This window comes from Streptomyces auratus (assembly GCF_050433025.1).
In the GTDB taxonomy this organism is placed as follows: Bacteria; Actinomycetota; Actinomycetes; order Streptomycetales; family Streptomycetaceae; genus Streptomyces; species Streptomyces sioyaensis.
This window is the reverse complement of record NZ_JBNGCB010000001.1, coordinates 3,154,507-3,177,071: the sequence shown is the minus strand read 5'-3', so window position 1 is coordinate 3,177,071 and position 22,565 is coordinate 3,154,507. Positions and strand designations below refer to the sequence as shown.

Sequence of the window (22,565 nt, the reverse complement as noted above, 5' to 3'; positions counted from 1 at the left end):
CGCTGTCGTGCCCAAGTCAAGATCTGTCTTTTTCCCCGTACTTCCGGTCGAATGCCCTCGAACAGTGACCGGTCTAAGGGGAGGACAGCGCCAAGTGAGACAGCAGAGAAGGGTGTTCAGATCGGCCGCCCTGGCCACGGCAATCGCCGCGATCGGGGCGGCCGCTTTGTCTTCGGGGGTGGCTTCGGCAGACCCGCAGGGTCCGTCGCCCGTCGCCAGGCGCCATGACCCGGCCCCTGAGCGGACCGTGGACCACGACCTCAAGGGCCCGTTCAGCGACCGGCAGGCGGCCGAGCGCAAGGAAGCGCTCCAGCAGGTCCTCGCCGGTGACGCCAAGCCGACCGAGCGGGGCGGCTCCGCGGTCGTCAAGCTCGGCAAGAGCAAGTACGTCGAGCTGGCCCGGAAGAAGACCGACAAGATCTTCACGATCCTGGTGGACTTCGGCGACAAGGTCGACGACACCACGATGTACGACCCGGACGGCGACGGTCCCCAGCCGCCGGTGAAGAAGTACGGCGGCGCCCCCGGCCCGGCGCACAACCGGATAGCCCAGCCGGACCGTGCCAAGGACAACAGCACGGCCTGGCAGAAGGACTTCAACCAGCAGCACTTCCAGGACCTGTACTTCTCGCACGACAAGAAGAAGCAGTCGCTGGCCAAGTACTACGAGAAGCAGTCCTCGGGCCGCTACTCGGTCGACGGCGAGGTCTCCGACTGGGTCAAGGTCGACGCGAACGAGGCCCGCTACGGCTCCAACTACTGCGGCCAGCACAACTGCAACAACGTCTGGGACCTGGTCCGCGACGGCGTCAACCAGTGGGCCAAGGACCAGAAGGCCAAGGGCCGTACCGACGCCCAGATCAAGGCCGACCTCGCCAAGTACGACCAGTGGGACCGCTACGACCACGACGGCGACGGCAACTTCAACGAGCCCGACGGCTACATCGACCACTTCCAGATCGTGCACGCCGGCGAGGACGAGTCCGCCGGCGGCGGCGTCCAGAAGGCCGACGCCCTCTGGGCGCACCGCTGGTACGCCTACGGCACCGACGCGGGCAAGACCGGCCCGGCGGCCAACAAGGCGGGCGGCACCCAGATCGGCGACACCGGGATCTGGGTCGGCGACTACACCATGCAGCCGGAGAACGGCGGACTCGGCGTCTTCGCCCATGAGTACGGCCACGACCTGGGCCTGCCGGACGAGTACGACACCTCCGGCACCGGCGAATCCTCCGTGGACTTCTGGTCGCTGATGTCGGGCGGCTCCTGGCTGGGCACCGGCAAGGACAGCATCGGCAACCTGCCCGGCGACATGAGCGCCTGGGACAAGCTGCAGCTGGGCTGGCTCAACTACGGCAAGGCGAAGGCCGCGGCCAAGTCCTCCCACAAGCTGGGCGTCGCCGAGTACAACACCAAGAACAAGCAGGCAGTGGTGGTCACCCTGCCCGCCAAGCAGGTCAAGACCGAGGTCGTCCAGCCCGCCGAGGGCTCCCACCAGTGGTGGAGCGGCAGGGGCGACGACCTGAAGAACACCCTGTCCCGGCAGGTGGACCTCACCGGCAAGTCCAAGGCGTCCCTGGGCCTCAAGGGCTGGTGGGACATCGAGAAGGACTACGACTACCTCTACGCCGAGGTCTCGACCGACGGCGGCACCAACTGGACGGCGCTGGACGGCACCGCCAACGGCAAGGCCATCCCGCGCGACGGCAGCGACAAGCCCGCCCTGACCGGCACCGTGGCCGCCTACCAGGACCTCGCCTACCCGCTGGACGCCTACGCGGGCAAGAAGATCGACCTGCGCTTCCGCTACCAGACCGACGGCGGCACCAACGGCAAGGGCTTCGCGGCCGACACCGTCAGCGTGACCGCCGACGGCCAGCCGCTGTTCAGCGACAACGCCGAGAGCGGTGACAACGGCTGGACCAGCAAGGGCTTCTCGCGGATCGGGGCCTCGTTCACCAAGTCCTACCCGCAGTACTACATCGCCGAGAACCGCCAGTACGTGTCGTACGACAAGACCCTCAAGGTCGGCCCGTACAACTTCGGCTGGACCACGGACAAGCCGTCCTGGGTGGAGCACTTCCCCTACCAGAACGGTGTGCTGATCTGGCTGTGGGACACCTCGCAGCCGGACAACAACGTCGGCCAGCACCCCGGCTACGGGCAGATCCTGCCGGTCGACGCGCACCCCAAGGCCGAGCACTGGGCCGACGGCAAGCTGATGCGCAACCGCTTCCAGAGCTACGACTCGACCTTCACGCGGTTCCCGACCGACGCGCTGACCCTGCACCGGGACGGCAAGCCGGTCACGATCACCTCGAAGAAGGGCGTCACGCTCTTCGACGACCGGCACGGCGTCTACTACGACAAGACGAACCCGACCGGTGGCGTGATCGTTCCTGACACCAACACCCGGATCAAGATCCTCAAGGAGGCCCGGGACGGCTCCACGGTGACGGTTCAGGTGGGCCCGGCCGGTAAGTAGAAGGTAAAACCGCAGGTCAGATGCTATTCGGCCGTCGCCCCCTAGCGGGCGGCGGCCGATTAGCGTTTAGATGCGTTCTACAGTTCCTTGTTGACGCGAAGTCTCACGGGGGAGAAATGACCAAGTCCGGTGGCGGTTACATCAGGCTCCCTGGAGGGAGCGTGGTGGTCGCCCTCTCACTGCCCAGGCCGGCACACGGCCCGCGGCCCGGCCCGTACGACTGCGGGTGCCGGGTCCGGGTGCTGGTCCATGCGGTGAACCGCCAGCGCGCCCTGACCAGGCTGCGCAACCTCGGGCTGCGCAGGGTCTACCTGCGCGGCAACACCGAGCCGCCCACACCCGACGAGATCACGGCCGTCCTGCACCACCCCGACGGGGTGGTCTGGCGCGAGACCCCGGAGGACGACACCGAGTCGTGGCATCCGATACGGGCGCTGATGCGACCGCAGATCCACCCGGCGCCCGCCGCCGACTACCGGGCCGCGGGGTAGGGCGCGGGGCCCGGAGGGCGCCCGCGGACGGCCGCCGTGACACCCGCTGACCGACACCCGCCGGGGCACCCGCCCCGGTGGGTGTCAGCCGCCGAGGACCACCGGCTTCCCGGTCAGCTCGGCGCCCGCCGCGCGCAGCTCCGCCAGCGCCCGCTCGGTGGTGTGCGCGGCCACGCCGGCCGTCAGATCCAGCAGGACATGGGTGCGCAGCCCGGCGCGGAGCGCGTCCAGGGCGGTGGCGCGTACGCAGTGGTCGGTGGCCAGGCCCACCACGTCGACCTCGGTCACGTCGTGCCGGCGCAGCCAGTCCGCGAGCGGGGTGCCGTTCTCGTCCCGGCCCTCGAAGCCGCTGTACGCGCCGGAGTGGGTGCCCTTGTCGAAGACCGCGTCGATCGCGCCGGAGGCGATCGCCGGGGTGAAATTGGGGTGGAAGCCGCTGCCCTCCGTGCCGGCCACGCAGTGCACCGGCCAGGAGTGCTCGTAGTCCGGGTGGTCGGAGAAGTGGTCGCCGGGGTCGATGTGGTGATCACGGGTGGCCACGACGTAGCGGTAGCAGCCGCCGGCCGCCTGGCCCACCAGATCGGTGATGGCCGCCGCGACATCCGCACCCCCCGCCACCGCGAGGCTGCCGCCCTCGCAGAAGTCGTTCTGCACATCAACGACGATCAATGCCCGGTGCATGGTGCGTGCCTTCCGGCTGGGGAACGGAGGAGGGGCGCGGAGTGTGGTGTGACCGAGGCTAGCCACTGGCGGGGGATTGCGGGAGTGGGGCGGAGCCCGGCCGCCGCCCCCGCGCCCCGGCCGCCGGCGCTCCGCCGCGGGCGGGTCGGACCTCTTCGGTCAGACGTATTCGGTGGGCAGCACGGCCTCGCCCCGGGAGAGCTGGGTCGCCGACAGCGGCAGCTGGTCGCGGGCGGCGATGTGCCGTTCGCGGGCGGCGTCCAGCGGCTCACGGGCCACCACGGTGCCGCCGCTCACCAGCGGCACCAGCAGCTGCCGGTCGGCCAGCTCGGCCGGGACCGGCCCGGTGCCGATGACCTCGGCCTCGGCGACACCCTCCGCGTCCAGCCGGCGCGCCGCCCACTTGCGGCCGCCGAGCGAGCTCTTGGCGCCCATCGACCGCTTGGCGACCGGCCGCAGCGGGGCACCGGGCTCGTCGCTGTCGGCGCGGGCGACCAGCTTGTAGACCATCGAGCAGGTCGGGTGGCCGCTGCCGGTCACCAGCTGGGTGCCGACGCCGTACGCGTCCACCGGCGCGGCGGCCAGTGAGGCGATGGCGTACTCGTCCAGATCGCTGGTGACCACGATCTTGGTCTTGGTGGCGCCCAGCTCGTCCAGCTGCTGGCGCACCCGGTGGGCGATCAGCAGCAGATCGCCGGAGTCGATCCGTACGGCACCGAGGCCGGGCCCGGCCACCTCCACGGCGGTGCGCACCGCCTCGGCGACGTCGAAGGTGTCCACGAGCAGGGTCGTGCCGCTGCCGAGGGTGTCGACCTGGGCGGTGAAGGCGTCCCGCTCGGTGTCGTGCAGCAGGGTGAAGGCGTGCGCGCTGGTGCCGACGGTGGGGATGTTGTAGCGGAAGCCGGCCGCCAGGTCGGAGGTGGTGTGGAAGCCGCCGACGTAGGCGGCTCGGGCCGCGGCCACCGCCGCCAGCTCGTGGGTGCGGCGGGCGCCCATCTCCATCAGCGGGCGGTCGCCGGCCGCCACCGACATCCGGGAGGCGGCCGCGGCCACCGCCGAGTCGTGGTTGAGGATCGAGAGGATCACCGTCTCCAGCAGCACCGCCTCGGCGAAGGTGCCCTCGACCCGCATGACGGGGGAGCCGGGGAAGTAGACCTCGCCCTCCGGGTAGCCCCAGATGTCGCCGCGGAAGCGGAAGCCGGCCAGCCAGTCGAGGGTCGGCTCGTCGAGGATGCCGCGCTCGCGCAGAAAGCCGAGGATCGTTTCGTCGAAGCGGAAGTTCTCCACCGCGTCCAGTACCCGGCCGGTGCCGCCCACCACGCCGTAACGGCGGCCCTCGGGCAGCCGGCGGGTGAAGACCTCGAAGACCGAGCGCCGGTCCGCGGTGCCGGACCGCAACGCGGCCTGCAGCATGGTGAGTTCGTACTGGTCGGTGAAGAGCGCAGTCGACGGCACGGCCACCGGCAGCCCCAGGTCTGCTGTGTTCATAGGGGAGATGCTACCCCCAATACTCGTCACTTTGACGATAGTGGGCCGAGGCCTCCGCGGACCCCCGGCGGCGGGCGGCTGCGGCTCGCCGACGCGGCCCGCGCGAGGGGCATTTGTGCGTCGCAGGTCCCCGGGTGGCAGCATGGGGCCTGTGAGCGCCCACCCGTCACCCACGATCACGCTCCGGCCGCACCACTGCACCCTCAGTGTCCCGGTCGAGACCGAGCGTCCCGAGTCGAGCGAGGCTCCCTTCGAGGTCCCCGAGCCCGACCTCCCGTGGGTCACGATCGTCCACAACGACCCCGTCAACCTCATGAGCTATGTCTCCTACGTCTTCCAGACGTACTTCGGCTACTCCAAGGACAAGGCACACCAGTTGATGCTCGACGTCCATCACAAGGGCCGCGCGGTGGTCTCCAGCGGCAGCCGCGAGGAAATGGAGCGCGACGTGCAGGCCATGCACGGCTACGGCCTGTGGGCGACCCTTCAGCAGGACCGCCGATGACCGGGCACTTCGAACCGCTCCCCGACGGCGGTGCATCCGTCCCCCTCGACGAGGTCGAGATCTCCATCCTGCGCAGCCTCGCCGTCCAGCTGATGGAGCTGATCGGCCCGGGCGAGGAGGCCGGGGAGCGCGAGGGCGACGACCTGCTGGCGTCGATCTTCAACGACGGACCCAGCGAACCGCCCGCCGACCCGGTCCTGGCCCGCCTCTTCCCCGATGCCTACGGCGGTCCCGACCTCGTCCCCGACGACGACGTCCGCGCCGCCTCCGCCGAATTCCGCCGCTACACCGAGAACGATCTGCGCTCCCGCAAGCGCGAGGACGCCCTCGCGCTGATCCGCGCGCTGGACACGCTGGCGCCGGCCGGCGGCGGCAGCGCCGAGCTGCGGCTGAAGCCCGAGGAGTGCCGGCAGTGGCTGGGGGCCCTCAACGACCTCAGGCTGGCCATCGGGACGCGGCTTGAAGTGACCGATGAGGAGGACGGCGGCGAGCTGCTGCGGCTGCCGGACAGCGATCCTCGCAAGCCGATGGTGATGGCGTATCTCTGGCTCGGCGGCCTCCAGGAGACTCTCGTCGAGTCACTGATGGGGTGAAATCGGGGCGTACTACCCCCGGGAGTTCACGCAGTGTTCGCTCAGCGGATGCTCAAATCCGCATAACGATCGCATCACTGCCGCCATGCAAGTTGCGGCCACTTGTAGGGATTGTCCCCTTTTCCGCGTGGTGCGGTTCACGCCATCTGTAGGTGATCTTCGGAGCGTCGTGATAGATGTTCACGACCTGCCGTGAGTGACGCCACCCTTGTCGCTGCGGGAGCGCTCAGCCGGCCGACCGTCGGCGTGCAGGACTCCATCCGGGGGGATCGGGACCCGATCCGGACAGACCGGGTCGGTATGGAGAAAGGCGCACCACACATGACCTCTGTGCAGGTCGACAAGCAACACGACGGCAACGAGGCAGCTGACGAGGCCCCCGAAGAGGGCTATCAGCGCGGTCTGGGAAACCGTCAGATCCAGATGATCGCCATCGGTGGCGCCATCGGTACCGGTCTCTTCCTCGGAGCCGGTAAGGCGATCTCGATGGCCGGGCCGAGCATCATCCTCGCCTACGCCATCGTGGGTCTGGTCATCTTCTTCATCATGCGGGCCCTGGGCGAACTGCTCATGTACCGGCCCGTCTCCGGCTCCTTCTCGGAGTACGCGCGAGAATTCCTCGGCCCCTTCGTCGGCTTCGTGACCGGCTGGACGTACTGGCTGTTCTGGGTCGTCACCGGTATCACCGAAGTGACCGCCGCGGCCACGTATGTGCAGTACTGGAACAAGGGCATACCGCAATGGGCCGCAGCGCTGGTCTTCACCGTCGCGCTCTTCGGTATCAACCTGATCTCCGTGAAGATCTTCGGTGAGCTGGAATTCTGGTTCTCGATGGTCAAGGTCACCGCGATCATCGGCATGATCCTGATCGGCCTCGGCGTGATCACCCTCGGCTTCTCCGACGCCGGTGACACCGCCTCCTTCGCCAACCTGTGGTCCCACGGCGGCTTCTTCCCCAAGGGCATCGGCGGCACGCTGATGACGCTGCAGATCGTGATGTTCGCCTTCCTCGCCGTCGAACTCGTCGGCGTCACCGCGGGCGAGGCGACCAACCCGAAGAAGGTCCTGCCCAAGGCGATCAACACCGTGCCGTGGCGGATCGGCCTCTTCTACATCGGTGCGCTGATCATCATCCTGTCCGTCGTCAGCTGGACGGCCTTCAAGCCGGGCGTCAGCCCCTTCGTCGCCGCCTTCCAGCAGATCGGACTGCCGGCCGGTGCCGGCATCGTCAACTTCGTCGTGCTGACCGCCGCGCTCTCCTCGGCCAACTCCGGTATGTACTCCACCGGCCGGATGCTGCGCGACCTCGCGCTCAACGGCCAGGGCCCGAAGTTCTTCACCAAGCTCAGCAAGAACGGCCTGCCCACCTGGGGCACCGGCGTCTCGGTCGCGATGATGCTGTTCGGCGTCTACATCAACTACCAGTGGCCCGGTGACGCGTTCAACTACGTCGTCTCCTTCGCCACCATCTCCGGTATGTGGGCGTGGATCGTCATCCTGGCCTCGCAGCTGCGCTACCGCGCCAGGGCGAACCGTGGTGAGCTGCCGCAGTCCGAGTTCAAGGCCCCCGGCAGCCCCTACACCTCGATCTTCGCGCTGGCCTTCATCGCCATGGTGATCGTGATGATGGGCGCCGACCCGGACGCCAGGATCTCGCTCTACGCGGCTCCCCTCTGGGCGCTGATCCTGGGCGTCGGCTACCTCTGCATCAAGCGGCGTGACGCGGCGAACGGCCTGGCGGCCGGCACGGCGGCCCAGGAGGCCTCCGCCAAGGACGCCAAGAACTGAGGCAGCACCCCGGAAGGAACGGGCAACGCCCCGTAGGTCCAGCATGCGGGCCCGTACGTACCAGTCCTCGGTACGTACGGGCCCGCCGGGTGTCCGCCTCCCGCCGCCACCCTCGGCCGAGCGCTCCGCGGGCTCCTCTTATCCTTGGCGCCATGCTGACCCTCACCAAGGCCCTCTACGACCAGATCGTCGAGCACTCCCGGCAGGACCACCCCGACGAGGCCTGCGGCGTGGTCGCGGGCCCGGCCGGCAGCGGCCGCCCCGAGCGGTTCATCCCGATGCTGAACGCCGCCCGCTCGCCCACGTTCTACGAATTCGACTCCGCCGACCTGCTCAAGCTCTACCGGGAGATGGACGACCGGGACGAGGAGCCGGTGATCATCTACCACTCGCACACCGCCACCGAGGCCTACCCCTCGCGCACCGACATCTCCTACGCCAACGAGCCGGCCGCCCACTATGTCCTGGTATCCACCGCTGATACCGAGGACGCCGGGCCGTTCCAGTTCCGCTCGTTCCGTATCGTCGACGGCACGGTGACCGAGGAAGAGGTCGAGGTCGTGGCCGCGTACTCCTGAGCGCGTCCCACCTGGCGTACACCAATCGTCCGCATCATGGGACGAGGTTCCAATACCCGGACCGGGAATCGATACGATGACCGCATGGTTGACCCTGACGTGAGCGAAAAGAGGCCGGGCATGCTGCTGCTCGCTCCGCTCGCCACGCGTCGCTCCGCATCTGCTCTGCTGGGCGCGTTCGGCTGCGGAGCCGCACGGCTGCACGTCGATCTGTGCCGCCTTTCCAGCGCGATCTGTCCGCGCTGCGCCGCCGCCTGACCCGGCCTGCCCCGGGCGCGCGGCGCGCGCCTTCGGCACCCCGCACTTCCCGCGTCACCCGACGCCCTCCCGGCACGCCGCACGCCGTGCACCCGGGAACCCCGCCCCCACCCCGCACTCCGACTGGAGCACTCCATGGCCATCGAGGTCCGAATCCCGACCATTCTGCGCACCTACACCGACGGCCAGAAGGCCGTCGAGGGCAGCGGAGACACCCTTGCCGACCTCTTCACCGACCTGGAGAGCCGGCACACCGGCATCCGCGAGCGCCTGGTCGACGGCGAGCAGCTGCGCCGCTTCGTGAACGTCTACCTCAACGACGAGGACGTCCGCTTCCTGGAAGGCATCTCCACCAAGCTCGCCGACGGCGACAACGTGACGATCCTGCCGGCAGTGGCCGGGGGAGCGGTCTGAGGTGAGGTACGACTCCCCGCTGGCGGCGGTCGGGAACACCCCTCTCGTCCGCCTTCCGCGCCTCTCGCCCTCCGACGACGTCCGCATCTGGGCGAAGCTGGAGGACCGCAACCCCACGGGTTCGATCAAGGACCGGCCCGCGCTGCACATGGTCGAGCAGGCCGAGAAGGACGGCCGGCTCACCCCCGGCTGCACCATCCTGGAGCCCACCAGCGGCAACACCGGCATCTCGCTCGCCATGGCGGCCAAGCTCAAGGGCTACCGCATCGTGTGCGTGATGCCGGAGAACACCTCGTCCGAGCGGCGGGAGCTGCTCGCCATGTGGGGCGCGGAGATCATCTCCTCGCCCGCGGCGGGCGGTTCCAACACGGCCGTACGGGTCGCCAAGGAGCTGGCCGCCGAGCACCCTGACTGGGTGATGCTCTACCAGTACGGCAACCCCGACAACGCCGGTGCGCACTACGCCACCACCGGCCCCGAGATCCTCGCCGACCTCCCCTCCGTCACCCATTTCGTGGCCGGTCTGGGCACCACCGGCACCCTGATGGGCGTCGGCCGGTATCTGCGCGAGCACGTCCCCGGCGTCCAGATCGTCGCCGCCGAGCCGCGCTATGACGACGTGGTCTACGGGCTGCGCAACCTCGACGAGGGCTTCATCCCCGAGCTCTACGACGAGTCCCAGCTCACCACCCGCTTCTCGGTCGGCTCCGAGGACGCGGTCCGCCGCACCCGCGAACTCCTCGCCGAGGAAGGCATTTTCGCGGGCGTCTCCACCGGCGCGGCGCTGCATGCCGCGATCGGCGTCGCCAAGAAGGCCGTCAAGGCGGGGGAGAGCGCCGACATCGTCTTCGTCGTCGCCGACGGCGGCTGGAAGTACCTCTCCACGGGCGTGTACACCGCCGAGTCCACCGAGGCGGCGATCGAAACGCTGCACGGGCAGCTCTGGGCGTAACCGCGGGGTTCCGGCACGCCAGGTGACGGGCGACATCCCCTGGCGTGCCGGAACGAGTGCGGCCCCCGGGAGCCCCGGCGCATCCCGGGGCACACGCGGCGGCCGGGGGCCGGGGCAGACGGCCGGGGGCCGGTGGACGGGACGGTGGCAGCGGCCACTGCGTACGGGCGTACGGGGCGTCAGCCCGGACTGGTGATTCCGCCCACAGCTCGCCCCGCTGGAGGCGCCACAGCCCCTTTTGCGCCTTACGCTCGTGGGCACCGCACAGACCGCCAAGGACCCGGCAACGACCCGGCAGGGCCCCGCCGGGAAGCCCCGCATGGATCCTTCCCCGAGTTCTCCACCGCGTGAGAGCGAGGGGAGGCGCCTGACCGCCGCCCCCGCCCACGGAGGTTCACGCCCGTATGAAGCTCACTGTCGTCGGATGCTCGGGGTCGTTCCCTTCGATGGAATCGGCCTGTTCGAGCTACCTCCTGGAGGCCGACGGCTTCAGGCTGCTCCTCGACATGGGCAACGGCGCCCTGGGTGAGCTGCAGCGCCACACCGGCCTCTACGACCTGGATGCCGTACTCCTGTCGCACCTGCATGCCGATCACTGCATCGACCTGTGCGGCTATTTCGTCGTGCGCTACTACCGCCCGGACGGCGGACGGTGCGCGCCGATGCCGGTCTACGGCCCGGCCGGAACCGAGCGCCGGCTGACCGTGGCGCACGCCGACCTGCCCTACGACGGCGCGATGAGCGAGGTCTTCGCTTTCCGCACCCTGTCGCCGGGCACCTTCACCATCGGGCCGTTCACGATCCGTACGGAGCGGGTCAGCCACCCCGTCGAGGCCTTCGGCGTCCGGGTCGAACACGGCGGCAGGTCGCTGACGTACTCCGGGGACACCGGCCCCTGCGACGCGCTGGAGATCCTCGCCGCGGGCACCGACTTCTTCCTGTGCGAGGCGTCCTTCACCTACGGCAAGGAAGACATCCCGGATCTGCACCTCAACGGGCGGGAGGCCGGCGAGGCCGCCCGGCGGGCCCGCGCGGGGCGGCTGGTGCTGACCCACATCCCGCCGTGGACCGACCCGGACATCAGCATCCGCGACGCCCAGAAGGTCTACGACGGGCCGGTCGAGGTCGCAAAGGCCGGCGCCGTCTACGAGATCTGAACCGGGCGGGGATCCGATCCCCGCGGGAATTCCACGGCGCACGGCGAGGGCCCCCGGAAACCGTACGGTCTCCGGGGGCCCTCGCCATGCGCTGCGGACCTTTCGAGGGTCAGGCCTTGTACTGGGCCTTGTCCTCCGCGGCGATCTCCTCCTCGGACTCGCGGCCCGGGGTCGGGAGATTGAACTTGAGGATCGCGAACCGGAACACGGTGTAGTACAGCGCCGCGAAGACCAGCCCCATCAGGGCCAGCAGCCACGGCTTGGTGGCGATGCCGAGGTTCAGCGCGAAGTCGATCGCGCCGGCCGAGAAGCCGAACCCGTCCTTCATCCCCAGGGCCCAGGTCAGCGCCATCGAGACACCGGTCAGCACCGCGTGGATGGCGTACAGCACCGGGGCGATGAACATGAAGGTGAACTCGATCGGCTCGGTGACGCCGGTGACGAAGGCGGTCAGCGCGATGGAGAACATCATGCCGCCGACGACCTTGCGGCGCTCGGGCCGGGCACAGTGCACGATCGCCAGGCAGGCGGCCGGCAGCGCGAACATCATGATCGGGAAGAAGCCGGTCATGAACTGTCCGGCGGAGGGGTCATGGGCCAGGAAGCGGGCGATGTCGCCGTGCTTGCCGTGGTAGTCACCGGCCTGGAACCACGGGAAGGAGTTCAGCAGGTGGTGCATGCCGACCGGGATCAGGGCACGGTTGGCGACACCGAAGATACCGGCGCCCACCGCGCCCGAGCCGACGAGCCAGGCGCCGAAGCTGTGCAGACCGGCGCCGAGCACGGGCCAGATGTAGCCGAAGACGATGCCGATGACGAGGCCGGCGAACGCGGCGAGGATCGGCACGAGGCGGCGGCCGCCGAAGAAGCCGAGCCAGTCGGGCAGCTTCTTGCGGCTGTAGCGCTGGTAGAGCAGCGCGACCACGAGGCCCATCACGACGCCGCCGAGCACTCCCGCGTCCACCGGCGGGGCGGCATCGGTTATCTTGCCGTCGACGATCTTCTGGACGGTGGGCAGGCTGCTGTCCGGGAAGGTGCCGAGCACCTTGCTGAAGACCAGGTAGCCGACGACCGCGGCCAGGGCGGTGGAGCCGTCGGACTTCTTCGCGAAGCCGATCGCGATGCCCACGGCGAAGAGCATCGGCATGTTGTCGAGCAGGGCGCCGCCACCGGCCGCCATGAACTCGGCGATCTTGTTCAGGAAGGCGGGGAACGACTCCCGGCCGAGCATGTCCGGCTGGCCGAGCCGCACCATCAGCGCGGCCGCGGGCAAGGTGGCGATCGGTAGCATCAGGCTGCGGCCGATGCGTTGGGCCACTGCCATGGCGCCGGCGCCGCGGCCTTTCTTCTCGGGAGCCGCTGTCGCGGTGGCCGAACTCATCGGATTCCTCCTGGTGAGGCGGGGACTCGGTGGGGGGCCACCGGCCTCCTGGTCTATACCGGTCAGTGGTTTAGACCATTCTTACCACGGTGGTTCACCGCAGCGGAATCCCCGTGAAGCGGTCGCCATACCCGCGATGGGCGGGGGCGTGGGCGGGCTGCGGGTGAGGGCAGCGCCGGCTGCCGCGCTGTGACGCATCGGAGGAGGCGGGGTGGCGGTGCGGGTTCCGGGCCGTTCGGTGGGTCGGGGCGGGCCGGGCAGCCGGGGGAGCGCCCCACAACTTCCGCCGCTTCCAGGCGAGTCGACCACCGGTAAGGGGGCTGGTCCTGCCTCGGTGGCCCCCCGGCCGGCTCCTACTTCACGTTCTCCTGCTCCATCGCGTCCCCGACCTCATCCGGTTCCCGGCCGGGCGTCGACAGATTGAACTTCGTGATCACGAAGCGGAAGAGGGCGTAATAGACCAGCGCGAAACACAGGCCGATGGGAATGATCAGCCAGGGCTTGGTCGCCAGCCCCCAGTTGATGACGTAGTCGATCAGGCCCGCCGAGAAGCTGAAACTGTCGTGCACCCCCAGCGCCCAGCTCACCGCCATCGACACACCCGTCAGCACGGCATGGATCACGTACAGCAGCGGCGCGACGAACAGGAACGAGTACTCGATCGGCTCGGTCACGCCCGTCACGAACGAGGTCAGGCCGACCGACAGCATCATGCCGGCGATCTCCTTGCGGCGGTGCGGCTTGGCGCAGTGCGCGATCGCCAGCGCCGCGGCCGGCAGCGCGAACATCATGATCGGGAAGAACCCCGTGGTGAACTGCCCGGCCGTCGGGTCGCCCGCCAGGAAGCGGTTGATGTCACCGTGGACGACCGTGCCGTCCGGCTTCGTGAAGCTGCCGAACTGGAACCAGACGAAGGTGTTCAGGAACTGGTGCAGGCCGATCACCAGCAGCGCGCGGTTGGCGACGCCGAAGAGCCCGGCGCCCCACGCCCCCAGCCCCGTCAGCCACTCGCTGAAGCTCGTCAGCGCGTCACCGATCGGCTGCCAGACGAACAGGCACAGCACCGCGAAGACCAGCCCGACGAAGGCCATGATGATCGGGACCAGCCGGCGGCCGTTGAAGAACCCCAGCCAGTCCACCAGCTTCACCCGGTGGAAGCGCTGCCACAGCCAGGCGGACAGAAACCCCATGACGATGCCGCCGAACACCCCCGGGTTCTGGAAGGAGGCCTGCGTCACGGTCAGCGTCTTGTCGACGCACACCCCGCTCCACAGGCCGGCCTGGGTGTACGTCTGCCCCGCGGCGCAGCCCGCCGGGAACGCGTGCATCACCGAGAAGTAGACGAGGAATCCGGCCACCGCCGCCAGCGCCGTCGACCCGTCCGACTTCTTGGCCATACCGATCGCCACACCGATACAGAACAGCAGCGGCAGCCCGAGCCCGGAATCCAGCAGGGCGCCGCCCGCGGCCGCGAAGACCTTGCCGACCGCATCCCAGCCCAGCCCGTCCGCGCCGAACACATCCGGCTGCCCGAGACGGTTGAGAATCCCCGCAGCGGGCAGTACGGCAATCGGCAACTGCAGACTGCGCCCCATCTTCTGCAGCCCCTGGAAGAGGTTGGCTCCCCAGTGCCTCTTCGGTGCCGCCGCCGCTGCGTTCGAACTCATCGGTGTCCTCCCGGCAGTCGGCCCGTCGACAACCGCCCTGGTGCTTGCCGCATACTGGTGGTGTAGACCACTCGTGGGTGCGTTCCGGCCGGTCTTTCCGGGCCGTCCGGTGCGCACTCCGGTGATCGCCATCCTTCGTCAGACAGCGGACAAACGCCCACATAGTTGGGCCGAACGTGCGTTACGGTGTGAAACCGCCCGGCGGAACCGTCGGCGGCCGAGACAAGCAGGAGTGGACATGGCCAGCAAGGCTGAGAAGATCGTCGCCGGGCTCGGCGGACTCGACAACATCGAAGAGGTCGAGGGCTGCATCACCCGCCTCCGCACCGAGGTCGTCGACCCCTCCCTCGTCGACGAGGCCGCCCTCAAGGCCGCCGGCGCCCACGGCGTCGTCAAGATGGGCACCGCGATCCAGGTCGTCATCGGCACCGACGCCGACCCCATCGCCGCCGAGATCGAAGACCTGATGTGAGGACCTGAGCCCCGCTCAGCGCGCCTCCTTCCGAAGGCCCCGCACATCCGGTGTGGCGCCTCCCCCGAAGGCCCCGCACCGGACGATCCACCGCCCGGAGTGGGGCCCTCGCGTTGCCGATAGGGTCTACGCCATGTCTCGCATCGACGGCCGCACCCCCGAACAACTCCGCCCGGTCACCATCGAACGCGGCTGGAGCAAGCACGCCGAAGGCTCCGTCCTCATCTCCTTCGGCGACACCAAAGTCTTCTGCACCGCATCCGTCACCGAAGGCGTCCCCCGCTGGCGCAAGGGCACCGGCGAAGGCTGGGTCACCGCCGAATACTCGATGCTGCCCCGCTCCACCAACACCCGCGGCGACCGCGAATCCGTCCGCGGCAAGATCGGCGGCCGCACCCACGAGATCAGCCGCCTCATCGGCCGCTCGCTGCGCGCCGTCATCGACTACAAGGCCCTCGGCGAGAACACCATCGTCCTGGACTGCGACGTCCTCCAGGCCGACGGCGGCACCCGCACCGCCGCCATCACCGGCGCCTATGTCGCCCTCGCCGACGCCATCACCTGGGCCCAGGGCAAGAAGCTCATCAAGCACGGCCGCAAGCCCCTGACCGGCACCGTCTCCGCCGTCAGCGTCGGCATCGTCGACGGCACCCCCCTCCTCGACCTCTGCTACGAAGAGGACGTCCGCGCCGACACCGACATGAACGTCGTCTGCACCGGCGACGGCCGCTTCGTCGAGGTCCAGGGCACCGCCGAGGCCGAGCCCTTCGCCCGCGACGAGCTCAACGCCCTCCTCGACCTCGCCGTCGCCGGCTGCGGCACGCTCGACGCCACCCAGCGGGAAGCGCTGGCCCGCACGCTCTGAACACCCGCCGCAGGGGGGAGGGGCTGCCCCTCCCCCCTGTGCCCCATTTCCCCTGTGACCCTTTCTCGCAGGAGCCTCCTACCGCCGCATACCGCTGACGTGCTGGCCGGTTCGCGGCCTCGCCTGCGGCCGGGCAACCGAACGGCCGCATACCGCTGCGGCTTGGCCGGTTCGCGGCCTCGCCCTGCGACCGGGCAACCGAATCGCCGCACCCTGCGTGTCTTCCCTCGTCCGCGTACGACGCCAGGGAAGGAACCACCCATGCCGCTCCGCCCGCGCCGGCCCGGCCGCCCCGCCACCGCCGCACTCGCCGCGTCAGCCGCCGCCCTGCTCGCGATATCGCTGCTCGCCGGTTGCGGAGCGGTCCAGAAGGCCATGGACTGCACCCGGGCCGCCGGCTCCGTCGTCGACGCCGTCGACAAGCTCCAGCAGGCCGCCGGCCACGCCCTCGACGACCCGCAACAGGCCCGCCAAGCCCTCGACAGCGTGGAGAGCAACCTGCGGAAGGTCGGCAACGACACCGGCGATCCCGACCTCGCCAAGGCCATCCACGCCATGAACAAGGGCATCACGAACGCCCGCCGGGCCCTCGACCGCAACCAGGTCCCCGATATCCAGCCGATCGCCGACGGGGCCGGGGACATGGCCGAGATCTGCACACCGGGATAATCACTGCCCATGCAGCCTCACACCGGCCCTGACCCCGCACCCCAGCGCCTGATCCTCGCCACCCGCAACGCCGGCAAGATCAACGAGCTCCGCGCCATCCTCGACGCGGCCGAGCTCCGCGTCGAACTCGTCGGCGCCGACGCCTACCCCGACGTCCCCGACGTCAAGGAAACCGGCGTCACCTTCGCCGAGAACGCCCTGCTCAAGGCGCACGCCCTCGCCAAGGCCACCGGCCACCCCGCCGTCGCCGACGACTCCGGCCTCTGTGTCGACGTCCTCGGCGGCGCCCCCGGCATCTTCTCCGCCCGCTGGGCCGGCCGGCACGGCGACGACCGCGCCAACCTCGAACTGCTCCTCGCCCAGCTCGCCGACATCGCCGACGACCACCGCGCCGCCCACTTCGCCTGCGCCGCGGCCCTGGCCCTCCCCGACGGCACCCAGCGCGTCGTCGAGGGCACCCTCGACGGCACCCTGCGCCACACCCCCACCGGCACCGGCGGCTTCGGCTACGACCCGATCCTCCAGCCCCTCGGCGACACCCGCACCTGCGCCGAACTGACCCCCGCCGAGAAGAACGCCATCAGCCACCGCGGCAAGGCCTTCCGGGCACTGGCACCGGTGGTGCGGGAGTTGTTGGGCTGAGGCCCACGCAGCAAGGTGGCCTCTCCGTCCGAAGAGGGGGAGGCCACCTGGATCTGTGGGCCCGGCGGGACTCGAACCCGCGACGCACCGGTTCTAAGCCGGCGTCCTCTTGCCAGCTGGGATACGGGCCCGCGGCGCCCACTCTACTGTGCTGGACTGCGCGGCTGTGAGGGGATGGTCATATGCAGCGATCCCCGGGAGAACGTCCTGGTCTGGCTATGGCAGGAGGGGCACAGGTAGCGCAGGTTCTCCTGGCGATTGTCCAGACGGTCACCGTTGATGTGGTCGATCTCCAGGACGAGCCGCCTGCCCTGCCAGGTGTCCCCGAGCCCGCACTCGGCGCACTGACGGGGTACGCCCAGCTCGTCGAGTGCGCGGCGCAGCATCCCGGTCTTTTCCCGCTGCGAACCTGGATCGAGTCGCCGCAGGATATCGTCCGCCGATTTGCGGTTCGGGGCGGGAAGGCCGCGCCTGTGTGCCTGGCCGGTGAAGTGCGCTGTCGAGAGGCTGTACGCCTCGATGCTCTGTTTCACGGCCCTCCGGGATGTTCCGTTGTCGGCCTGCGCGAGACGCCTGAGGACATCTGCAATGCTCCGCGAGGCTGCTACGGCCTCTGCCAGTTCGTCGCGCGGCAGCAGGAGAGAGCCGTTTCTGCGGCTTGTGAAATGCGATGTGTCGATGTCGAATTGATCCAGCTTCTTGCGAAGGTGGGTGTATGCGCTGTCGTACAGCGGAACCTCCATGTAGTCCAGCATTTGCCGGATGCTGTGGGAATGAGCGGCGGCTTCTCTCAGCAGGGCTTCTGTGTATGAACGGTGCTGACGACGTGGAAGCGGTTCGTTGACAAAGTGCGCGGTGTTGATGCCGTAGTGCTTCAGTCGGTCGCGTAGATACCGGTGAGGACCGCTACCCAAAGGAGTGCCGAGTCTGCGCAGCATGTCGACCAGACTGGTTGAGACGGCTGCCGTATGGGCGAGCAACTCGCTGGTGTATGAGATACGCCGGGTCATGGCCGACACGTCACTTCCGCCGAGGCTTGCGGCCGCGGTAAGTATCCGTCATCGCATGGCAGTTGGGACACAGGAAACGTAAGTTGTCCGGACGGTTGTCCCACCATTCGCCGTTGAGATGGTCGACTTCAAGGTGTAACGGCTTGCCGTTCCATTCTGTGCCCACGTGGCACATCGCGCACCGCTCCGGCACTGCCAGCCGCAGTAATTCTCGACGAAGGCGCTGTCCCCCGACCCGCCCGTCGGACGGCGACCCCAGAATCAGACCATGGCGTCTGGTGGCCTTGATGTTCCGTCGAGGCATGGGGGTGAAATGGGAGATGTCGATGCGCAGTTCGGCGATGCGGCGGCCGATGTGTGCCTGATTGCCGCCGACCGGATTGATGCCAAGACGGCGCACGACCTCGGCGACGCTGTGCGAGCAGGCCACCAGTTCGCGGAGTCTCGCCTCGGTGTGGCGTACGCCAGCGGGCGCGAAGTGTGTGGTGTCGAGGCCTGCTTCGAGGAGCTTGGCGCGTAGGTACCGTCTGCTGCCCGGTGTTGGTGTGCCGCCGAGCCGTCGCACGGCCTCGTCGTACGACGACGATGCCCGCGCTGCCTCCGCGAGCCGCTCGCGGGTGTACTTGACCGGCATGCTTCCCCGTCCCGCGCACCAGGCCCACCCCGTGCGCTCTCTCGAACAGAACAACGATCGAACGTGGGCGCGGTTACGCCGGGTTATGGAACAAGAGCAAAGGGCCCCGGAGAAGGAATCCCCGAGGCCCTGTTCGTCCGACGGCTCGCAGATCAGAAGCGCGGCTCCGTTGTCTGGGCGGTGATGAGTTCCACCGCCTCCTCCTTGGTGGCCACGGAGGGTGGGGAGCCTTCGAGGGGCTGTTGGGCGGTTTCCTTCATGCAGGCGACGGCGATGACGCCGACGAGGGCGGCGGCCATCGTGTAGTAGGCGGGCACCATGACGTTCTGGCCGAAGGCGTCCATGAGGGCGGTGATCACCAGGGGGGTGGTGCCGCCGAAGAGGGAGACGGCCAGGTTGTAGCCGATGGAGAGGGAGCCGTAACGGACGTTGGTCGGGAAGAGGGCCGGGAGGGCCGCGGACATGGTGCCCAGGAGGCAGACCAGGGAGAGGCCGAGGAGTGCCATGCCGGCGCAGACGGCGGGGATGCTGCCCTGCTTGACCAGGAGGAAGGACGGGATCGCCAGGACGAAGAAGCCGAGCATGCCGGTCATCAGCAGCGGCTTGCGGCCGTAGCGGTCGTTGAGCTTGCCGACGGTGCTGATGACGCACATCAGGGCGGCCATGGTGCCCAGGAGGATCAGCAGGCCGTGGGTCTCCTCGTAGTGGAGGGTGTCCGTCAGGTAGGTCGGCATGTACGACAGCAGCATGTAGTCGGTGATGTTGTAGGCGCCGACCAGGGCGATGCAGAGGATGAGGGTGGGCCACTGCTGGGCGAAGATCTCGCTGATCTTCTTCTTCGGGGCGTTCTCGGAGAGGTGCGAGAACTCGGCCTCGGCCTCGACGACGGACCCGGTGGCGCTGTGGGTCTGGGCGGCCTCGAACTTCTGGAACGCGGGCGTCTCGTCGAGCTTGACCCGGAGGTAGAGACCCACCAGGCCGAGCGGACCGGCGATCAGGAAGGGCAGCCGCCAGCCCCACTGGAGCATGGCGTCGTCGCCGAGGGTGGTGTTGAGCAGCAGCACGATGCCGGCGGCGCCGGTGTAGCCGATGAGGGTGCCCATCTCCAGGAAGCTGCCGAAGTAGCCGCGCTTCTTGTCGGGGGCGTATTCGGCGATGAAGGTGGAGGCGCCGCCGTACTCACCGCCGGTGGAGAAGCCCTGGACCAGGCGGAAGAGGATGAGCAGGGCGGGGGAGAAGAAGCCGATGGTGGCGTAGGAAGGGATCAGCCCGATGCACAGGGTGCCCAGCGCCATCATGATCATGGTGAGGGCGAGGACCTTCTTGCGGCCGATGCGGTCGCCGAGCGGGCCGAAGTAGGCGCCGCCGAGAGGGCGTACGAGGAAGGCCACGGCGAAGGTCGCGAAGGACGACAGCAGGCTGGTGGTGTCGCTGCCGCCGGGGAAGAAGACCTTGCCGATGGTGACCGCGAGATAGCTGTAGATCCCGAAGTCGAACCACTCCATGGCGTTGCCGAGCGCGGCCGCCTTCACGGCGCGCCGGACGACGCGTTCGTCGGTGACGGTGATGTCGGTACGCCGCAGTCTGGGGTTCTTGCGCCGGGCGACGGCACGGAAGAGCACCCGGTGGCGCTTGCGCGCTTCCCGGTCCTGGTCGGGAGCGGCGTCGGCGTCAGTGCTGCCGGTCGGCACGAGGCGGTCCTCTCGGTCTGTCGGCGCGCGGGTGCGCGCGGGATACGACAGGTGCGCCTGCGCAATCGCGCGCGGATCAAACCACTCTGGCGGGATGAAGCGAGGTACGTCACGCGCGGCTGCGCCGTACGGAGCACCGGGGCGTGCGGCGGGCAGTGCGGTGACGGGGACACGCCAGGGGTCTCACAGGGCTTGTTACAGGACTGGTACACAGCCGCGCGGTCACCGCCGTGTTCGGGCAATCAGCTTGTGTCCAGGGGACGGGAGAGTGGCAGCGCCGGGCGCGGCATTCGTGTTTGCTGGTGGGGGTACGGGGCCTGGTCCTCGGGAGGAGATCGTGATGACGGACCGCGGAGGGCCCCGGTGGGGTCGGGGGCGTACGGCGCTGCTGGCCTTTGCCGTGGTGACGGCGCTGGCGGCCGGCGGGGTGTGGCTCGGCCAGACCTCGGACCGGGCGTCGGCGGTGGACGCCGCACCCAAGACGTCGGCCGCGGTGCAGGACGTCAAGGAGGACAGCAAGCCGTCGGACGGTCTGCCCACCGTGCGTGACTGCGGTATCGGTGCGCCCGAGGTCAAACCGCGAGTGATTACGCTGACCTGCACGGACGTCGGGATGGTGGCGACCGAGATCAGCTGGAAGAAGTACGGCGCGAAGGATGCGTTGGGGGTCGGTGTGGTGCAGGTGGAGAAGACCGCCGGCGGAGCGGAGACGGATGCCGGATTCCCGGCGACCTTCCGTCTCTACGGTCCGAAGCGGGTCGACGGCAGGCTGGCCTTCACCGGCCTGGAGGTGACGTACGAGGGCTCGACGCCGCTCGGGGACACGACGGAGATGTACAACCTCGCGTGATGGGCATTCGAGGCCGGATCGCCCTGGCCATTTCCTGTATGACGGCTCTGGCCGTGGTGGTGCTCGGGTTTTCCGTGCACCACATAGCGGATGCGGAGCGGGAGCGGTCGGCGCGGGCGTATCAGGACGACCGGCTCAGTTCGGCGCTGCAGATCTACGAGCGGGACGGCACGCTGGCGCTGGGCGCGCAGTTGGACGACGGGACGCTGCCGTCGCCGTTGCGTGCCGCGGTGTTCAAGAGGCAGTCGGGGACGTATGTCAGCGGCGGTGAGGACCCGCGGGTGTGGGCGGCGACCGGGGTCGGTGACGGCGCCGGGAGCGGCCCGGTGCGGTCGCTGTCGGTGTCGGCGCCGTATCCGGACGACGATCCGGCGCAGCTGGCGCTGGACCGGGCGCTGTTGATCGCGGGGTGCGGCACGGTCGTGCTGATGGCGGTGGTGTCGTGGTTCGTCTCGCAGCGGCTGTCGCGGCGGCTGCGGCTGAGTGCGGCGGCGGCGCGCCGGATCGCGGCGGGTGCGGAGCCGGACGCGGACGCGCTGGCCAGTCAAGGGCGCGACGAGGTGGCCGAGTTGGGCCGCAGCGTGCACCACATGGCGATGTCGCTGGCGGCACGGGTGGAGGCGGAGCGGGAGTTCACCGCGGATGTGGCGCACGAGCTGCGGACGCCGGTGGCCGGTCTGGTGGCGGCGGCGGAGCTGCTGCCGCAGCCGCGGGCGGTGGAGCTGGTGCAGGACCGGGCGCAGGCGATGCGGCGGCTGGTGGAGGATCTGCTGGAGGTCTCCCGGCTCGACGCCGGGGTGGAGCGGGCGGATCTGGACGCCTGTGAGCTGCCGTCGCTGGTGCGCGGGATCGTGCAGCGGGCGGCGCGGCAGCGCGGGGTGGACGAGGTGTCGGTGACCGTGGAGGGCGAGCCGCGGATCGTGGAGACGGACCGGCGCCGGGTGGAGCGGGTGCTGGTGAATCTGCTGGCGAACGCCGCCAAGCACGGCAAGCCGCCGATCGAGGTGGTGGTGGCCGGTGTGCGGATCGTGGTGCGCGATCACGGTCCGGGCTATCCGGCGGAGCTGTGCGCGGAGGGGCCGCGGCGGTTCCGTACGGCGGCGCCGGAGCGCGGTACGGGGCACGGCCTGGGGCTGACGATCGCGGCCGGGCAGGCCCAAGTGCTGGGCGCGCGGCTGGACTTCGGCGCCGCCGCGGAGGGCGGCGCCGAGGCCGTGCTGGAGCTGCCCGAGCGGGCGGGCAGGGTGTGCCCGACCGAACCGTGAGGCGAGTGCCGGTTGCGGTGGCCGTTCCG

General features: G+C 69.4%; 23 protein-coding genes and 1 tRNA gene. 16 read left to right on the top strand and 8 right to left on the bottom strand.

Going from position 1 to position 22,565, the window contains the following annotated elements:
• The first annotated feature begins 94 nt into the window (after positions 1-94).
• Positions 95-2,485, top strand: coding sequence for an immune inhibitor A domain-containing protein (locus BKA18_RS13685; protein ID WP_366043391.1), 2,391 nt, complete (start codon positions 95-97; stop codon positions 2,483-2,485).
• A gap of 116 nt (positions 2,486-2,601) precedes the next feature.
• Complete coding sequence (locus BKA18_RS13680; protein WP_040899147.1) at positions 2,602-2,976, top strand: hypothetical protein; 375 nt, start codon at positions 2,602-2,604, stop codon at positions 2,974-2,976.
• An 84-nt stretch (positions 2,977-3,060) separates the two neighbouring features.
• Here the strand turns inward: BKA18_RS13680 and BKA18_RS13675 are convergent, their stop codons facing one another.
• Together BKA18_RS13675 and BKA18_RS13670 are read right to left on the bottom strand one after the other, a co-directional pair.
• Entirely contained in the window at positions 3,061-3,657 is a 597-nt protein-coding gene (locus BKA18_RS13675) for an isochorismatase family protein (RefSeq protein WP_366043390.1), read from the bottom strand.
• A gap of 159 nt (positions 3,658-3,816) precedes the next feature.
• Positions 3,817-5,145 carry a nicotinate phosphoribosyltransferase gene (locus tag BKA18_RS13670; RefSeq protein WP_366043389.1) on the bottom strand — a complete coding sequence of 443 codons (1,329 nt, stop codon included), beginning with the start codon at positions 5,143-5,145 and terminating at the stop codon, positions 3,817-3,819.
• 175 nt (positions 5,146-5,320) lie between these two features.
• On the opposite strand from BKA18_RS13670, the gene clpS reads away from it, so the two are divergent.
• The 8 genes from clpS to BKA18_RS13630 all read left to right on the top strand — a co-directional run bounded on the left by clpS (position 5,321) and on the right by BKA18_RS13630 (position 11,390).
• On the top strand, positions 5,321-5,650 hold the full coding sequence (clpS, locus tag BKA18_RS13665; RefSeq protein WP_040900653.1) for an ATP-dependent Clp protease adapter ClpS: 330 nt from the start codon (positions 5,321-5,323) through the stop codon (positions 5,648-5,650).
• On the top strand, positions 5,647-6,243 hold the full coding sequence (locus tag BKA18_RS13660) for a DUF2017 domain-containing protein (protein ID WP_006605350.1): 597 nt from the start codon (positions 5,647-5,649) through the stop codon (positions 6,241-6,243). Before clpS ends, BKA18_RS13660 begins: the two co-directional genes overlap by 4 nt.
• A 321-nt stretch (positions 6,244-6,564) precedes the next feature.
• A complete protein-coding gene (locus tag BKA18_RS13655; RefSeq protein ID WP_366043388.1) occupies positions 6,565-8,031 on the top strand; it encodes an amino acid permease in 1,467 nt (488 codons plus the stop codon).
• A gap of 152 nt (positions 8,032-8,183) precedes the next feature.
• Positions 8,184-8,609 carry a M67 family metallopeptidase gene (locus BKA18_RS13650; protein WP_366043387.1) on the top strand — a complete coding sequence of 142 codons (426 nt, stop codon included), beginning with the start codon at positions 8,184-8,186 and terminating at the stop codon, positions 8,607-8,609.
• Positions 8,610-8,693: 84 nt separating this feature from the next.
• The gene (locus BKA18_RS13645) at positions 8,694-8,867 is read left to right on the top strand and encodes a putative leader peptide (protein WP_329150806.1); all 174 of its coding nucleotides are present in this window, start codon (positions 8,694-8,696) and stop codon (positions 8,865-8,867) included.
• Positions 8,868-9,002: 135 nt separating this feature from the next.
• Entirely contained in the window at positions 9,003-9,281 is a 279-nt protein-coding gene (locus BKA18_RS13640) for a MoaD/ThiS family protein (protein ID WP_006605353.1), read from the top strand.
• Position 9,282: 1 nt separating this feature from the next.
• Positions 9,283-10,233 carry a PLP-dependent cysteine synthase family protein gene (locus tag BKA18_RS13635; RefSeq protein ID WP_366043386.1) on the top strand — a complete coding sequence of 317 codons (951 nt, stop codon included), beginning with the start codon at positions 9,283-9,285 and terminating at the stop codon, positions 10,231-10,233.
• Positions 10,234-10,637: 404 nt separating this feature from the next.
• Complete coding sequence (locus tag BKA18_RS13630; RefSeq protein WP_366043385.1) at positions 10,638-11,390, top strand: MBL fold metallo-hydrolase; 753 nt, start codon at positions 10,638-10,640, stop codon at positions 11,388-11,390.
• Positions 11,391-11,499: 109 nt separating this feature from the next.
• Here BKA18_RS13630 and BKA18_RS13625 read toward each other — a convergent pair whose 3' ends face one another.
• Together BKA18_RS13625 and BKA18_RS13620 are read right to left on the bottom strand one after the other, a co-directional pair.
• Positions 11,500-12,771, bottom strand: a complete 1,272-nt coding sequence (locus BKA18_RS13625; protein ID WP_366043384.1) for a PTS transporter subunit EIIC — start codon at positions 12,769-12,771, stop codon at positions 11,500-11,502.
• Positions 12,772-13,124: 353 nt separating this feature from the next.
• On the bottom strand, positions 13,125-14,438 hold the full coding sequence (locus tag BKA18_RS13620; protein ID WP_006605357.1) for a PTS transporter subunit EIIC: 1,314 nt from the start codon (positions 14,436-14,438) through the stop codon (positions 13,125-13,127).
• Between the two features lie 232 nt (positions 14,439-14,670).
• On the opposite strand from BKA18_RS13620, the gene BKA18_RS13615 reads away from it, so the two are divergent.
• The 4 genes from BKA18_RS13615 to rdgB all read left to right on the top strand — a co-directional run bounded on the left by BKA18_RS13615 (position 14,671) and on the right by rdgB (position 17,086).
• Positions 14,671-14,910, top strand: a complete 240-nt coding sequence (locus BKA18_RS13615) for a PTS sugar transporter subunit IIB (RefSeq protein ID WP_256340591.1) — start codon at positions 14,671-14,673, stop codon at positions 14,908-14,910.
• A 133-nt stretch (positions 14,911-15,043) separates the two neighbouring features.
• The gene (gene rph, locus BKA18_RS13610) at positions 15,044-15,775 is read left to right on the top strand and encodes a ribonuclease PH (protein ID WP_006605359.1); all 732 of its coding nucleotides are present in this window, start codon (positions 15,044-15,046) and stop codon (positions 15,773-15,775) included.
• Positions 15,776-16,036: 261 nt separating this feature from the next.
• Positions 16,037-16,444, top strand: a complete 408-nt coding sequence (locus tag BKA18_RS13605) for a hypothetical protein (protein ID WP_366043382.1) — start codon at positions 16,037-16,039, stop codon at positions 16,442-16,444.
• Positions 16,445-16,453: 9 nt separating this feature from the next.
• Positions 16,454-17,086, top strand: coding sequence for an RdgB/HAM1 family non-canonical purine NTP pyrophosphatase (gene rdgB, locus BKA18_RS13600; RefSeq protein ID WP_006605361.1), 633 nt, complete (start codon positions 16,454-16,456; stop codon positions 17,084-17,086).
• A gap of 56 nt (positions 17,087-17,142) precedes the next feature.
• On the opposite strand, the gene BKA18_RS13595 is transcribed toward rdgB, so the two are convergent.
• From BKA18_RS13595 to BKA18_RS13580, 4 genes are all read right to left on the bottom strand, one after another.
• Positions 17,143-17,217, bottom strand: a tRNA-Leu gene (locus BKA18_RS13595).
• Between the two features lie 12 nt (positions 17,218-17,229).
• Positions 17,230-18,096 carry an HNH endonuclease signature motif containing protein gene (locus BKA18_RS13590; protein ID WP_366043381.1) on the bottom strand — a complete coding sequence of 289 codons (867 nt, stop codon included), beginning with the start codon at positions 18,094-18,096 and terminating at the stop codon, positions 17,230-17,232.
• A 10-nt stretch (positions 18,097-18,106) separates the two neighbouring features.
• Positions 18,107-18,730, bottom strand: coding sequence for an HNH endonuclease (locus BKA18_RS13585; protein ID WP_366043379.1), 624 nt, complete (start codon positions 18,728-18,730; stop codon positions 18,107-18,109).
• 152 nt (positions 18,731-18,882) lie between these two features.
• On the bottom strand, positions 18,883-20,421 hold the full coding sequence (locus BKA18_RS13580; RefSeq protein WP_366043378.1) for an MFS transporter: 1,539 nt from the start codon (positions 20,419-20,421) through the stop codon (positions 18,883-18,885).
• Between the two features lie 340 nt (positions 20,422-20,761).
• Here BKA18_RS13580 and BKA18_RS13575 point away from each other — a divergent pair, with 340 nt between their 5' ends.
• Together BKA18_RS13575 and BKA18_RS13570 are read left to right on the top strand one after the other, a co-directional pair.
• Complete coding sequence (locus BKA18_RS13575; RefSeq protein WP_366043377.1) at positions 20,762-21,271, top strand: hypothetical protein; 510 nt, start codon at positions 20,762-20,764, stop codon at positions 21,269-21,271.
• Positions 21,271-22,536: a sensor histidine kinase gene (locus BKA18_RS13570; RefSeq protein ID WP_366043376.1), complete on the top strand. Its 1,266-nt coding sequence runs from the start codon at positions 21,271-21,273 to the stop codon at positions 22,534-22,536. Before BKA18_RS13575 ends, BKA18_RS13570 begins: the two co-directional genes overlap by 1 nt.
• Positions 22,537-22,565: the final 29 nt, after the last annotated feature.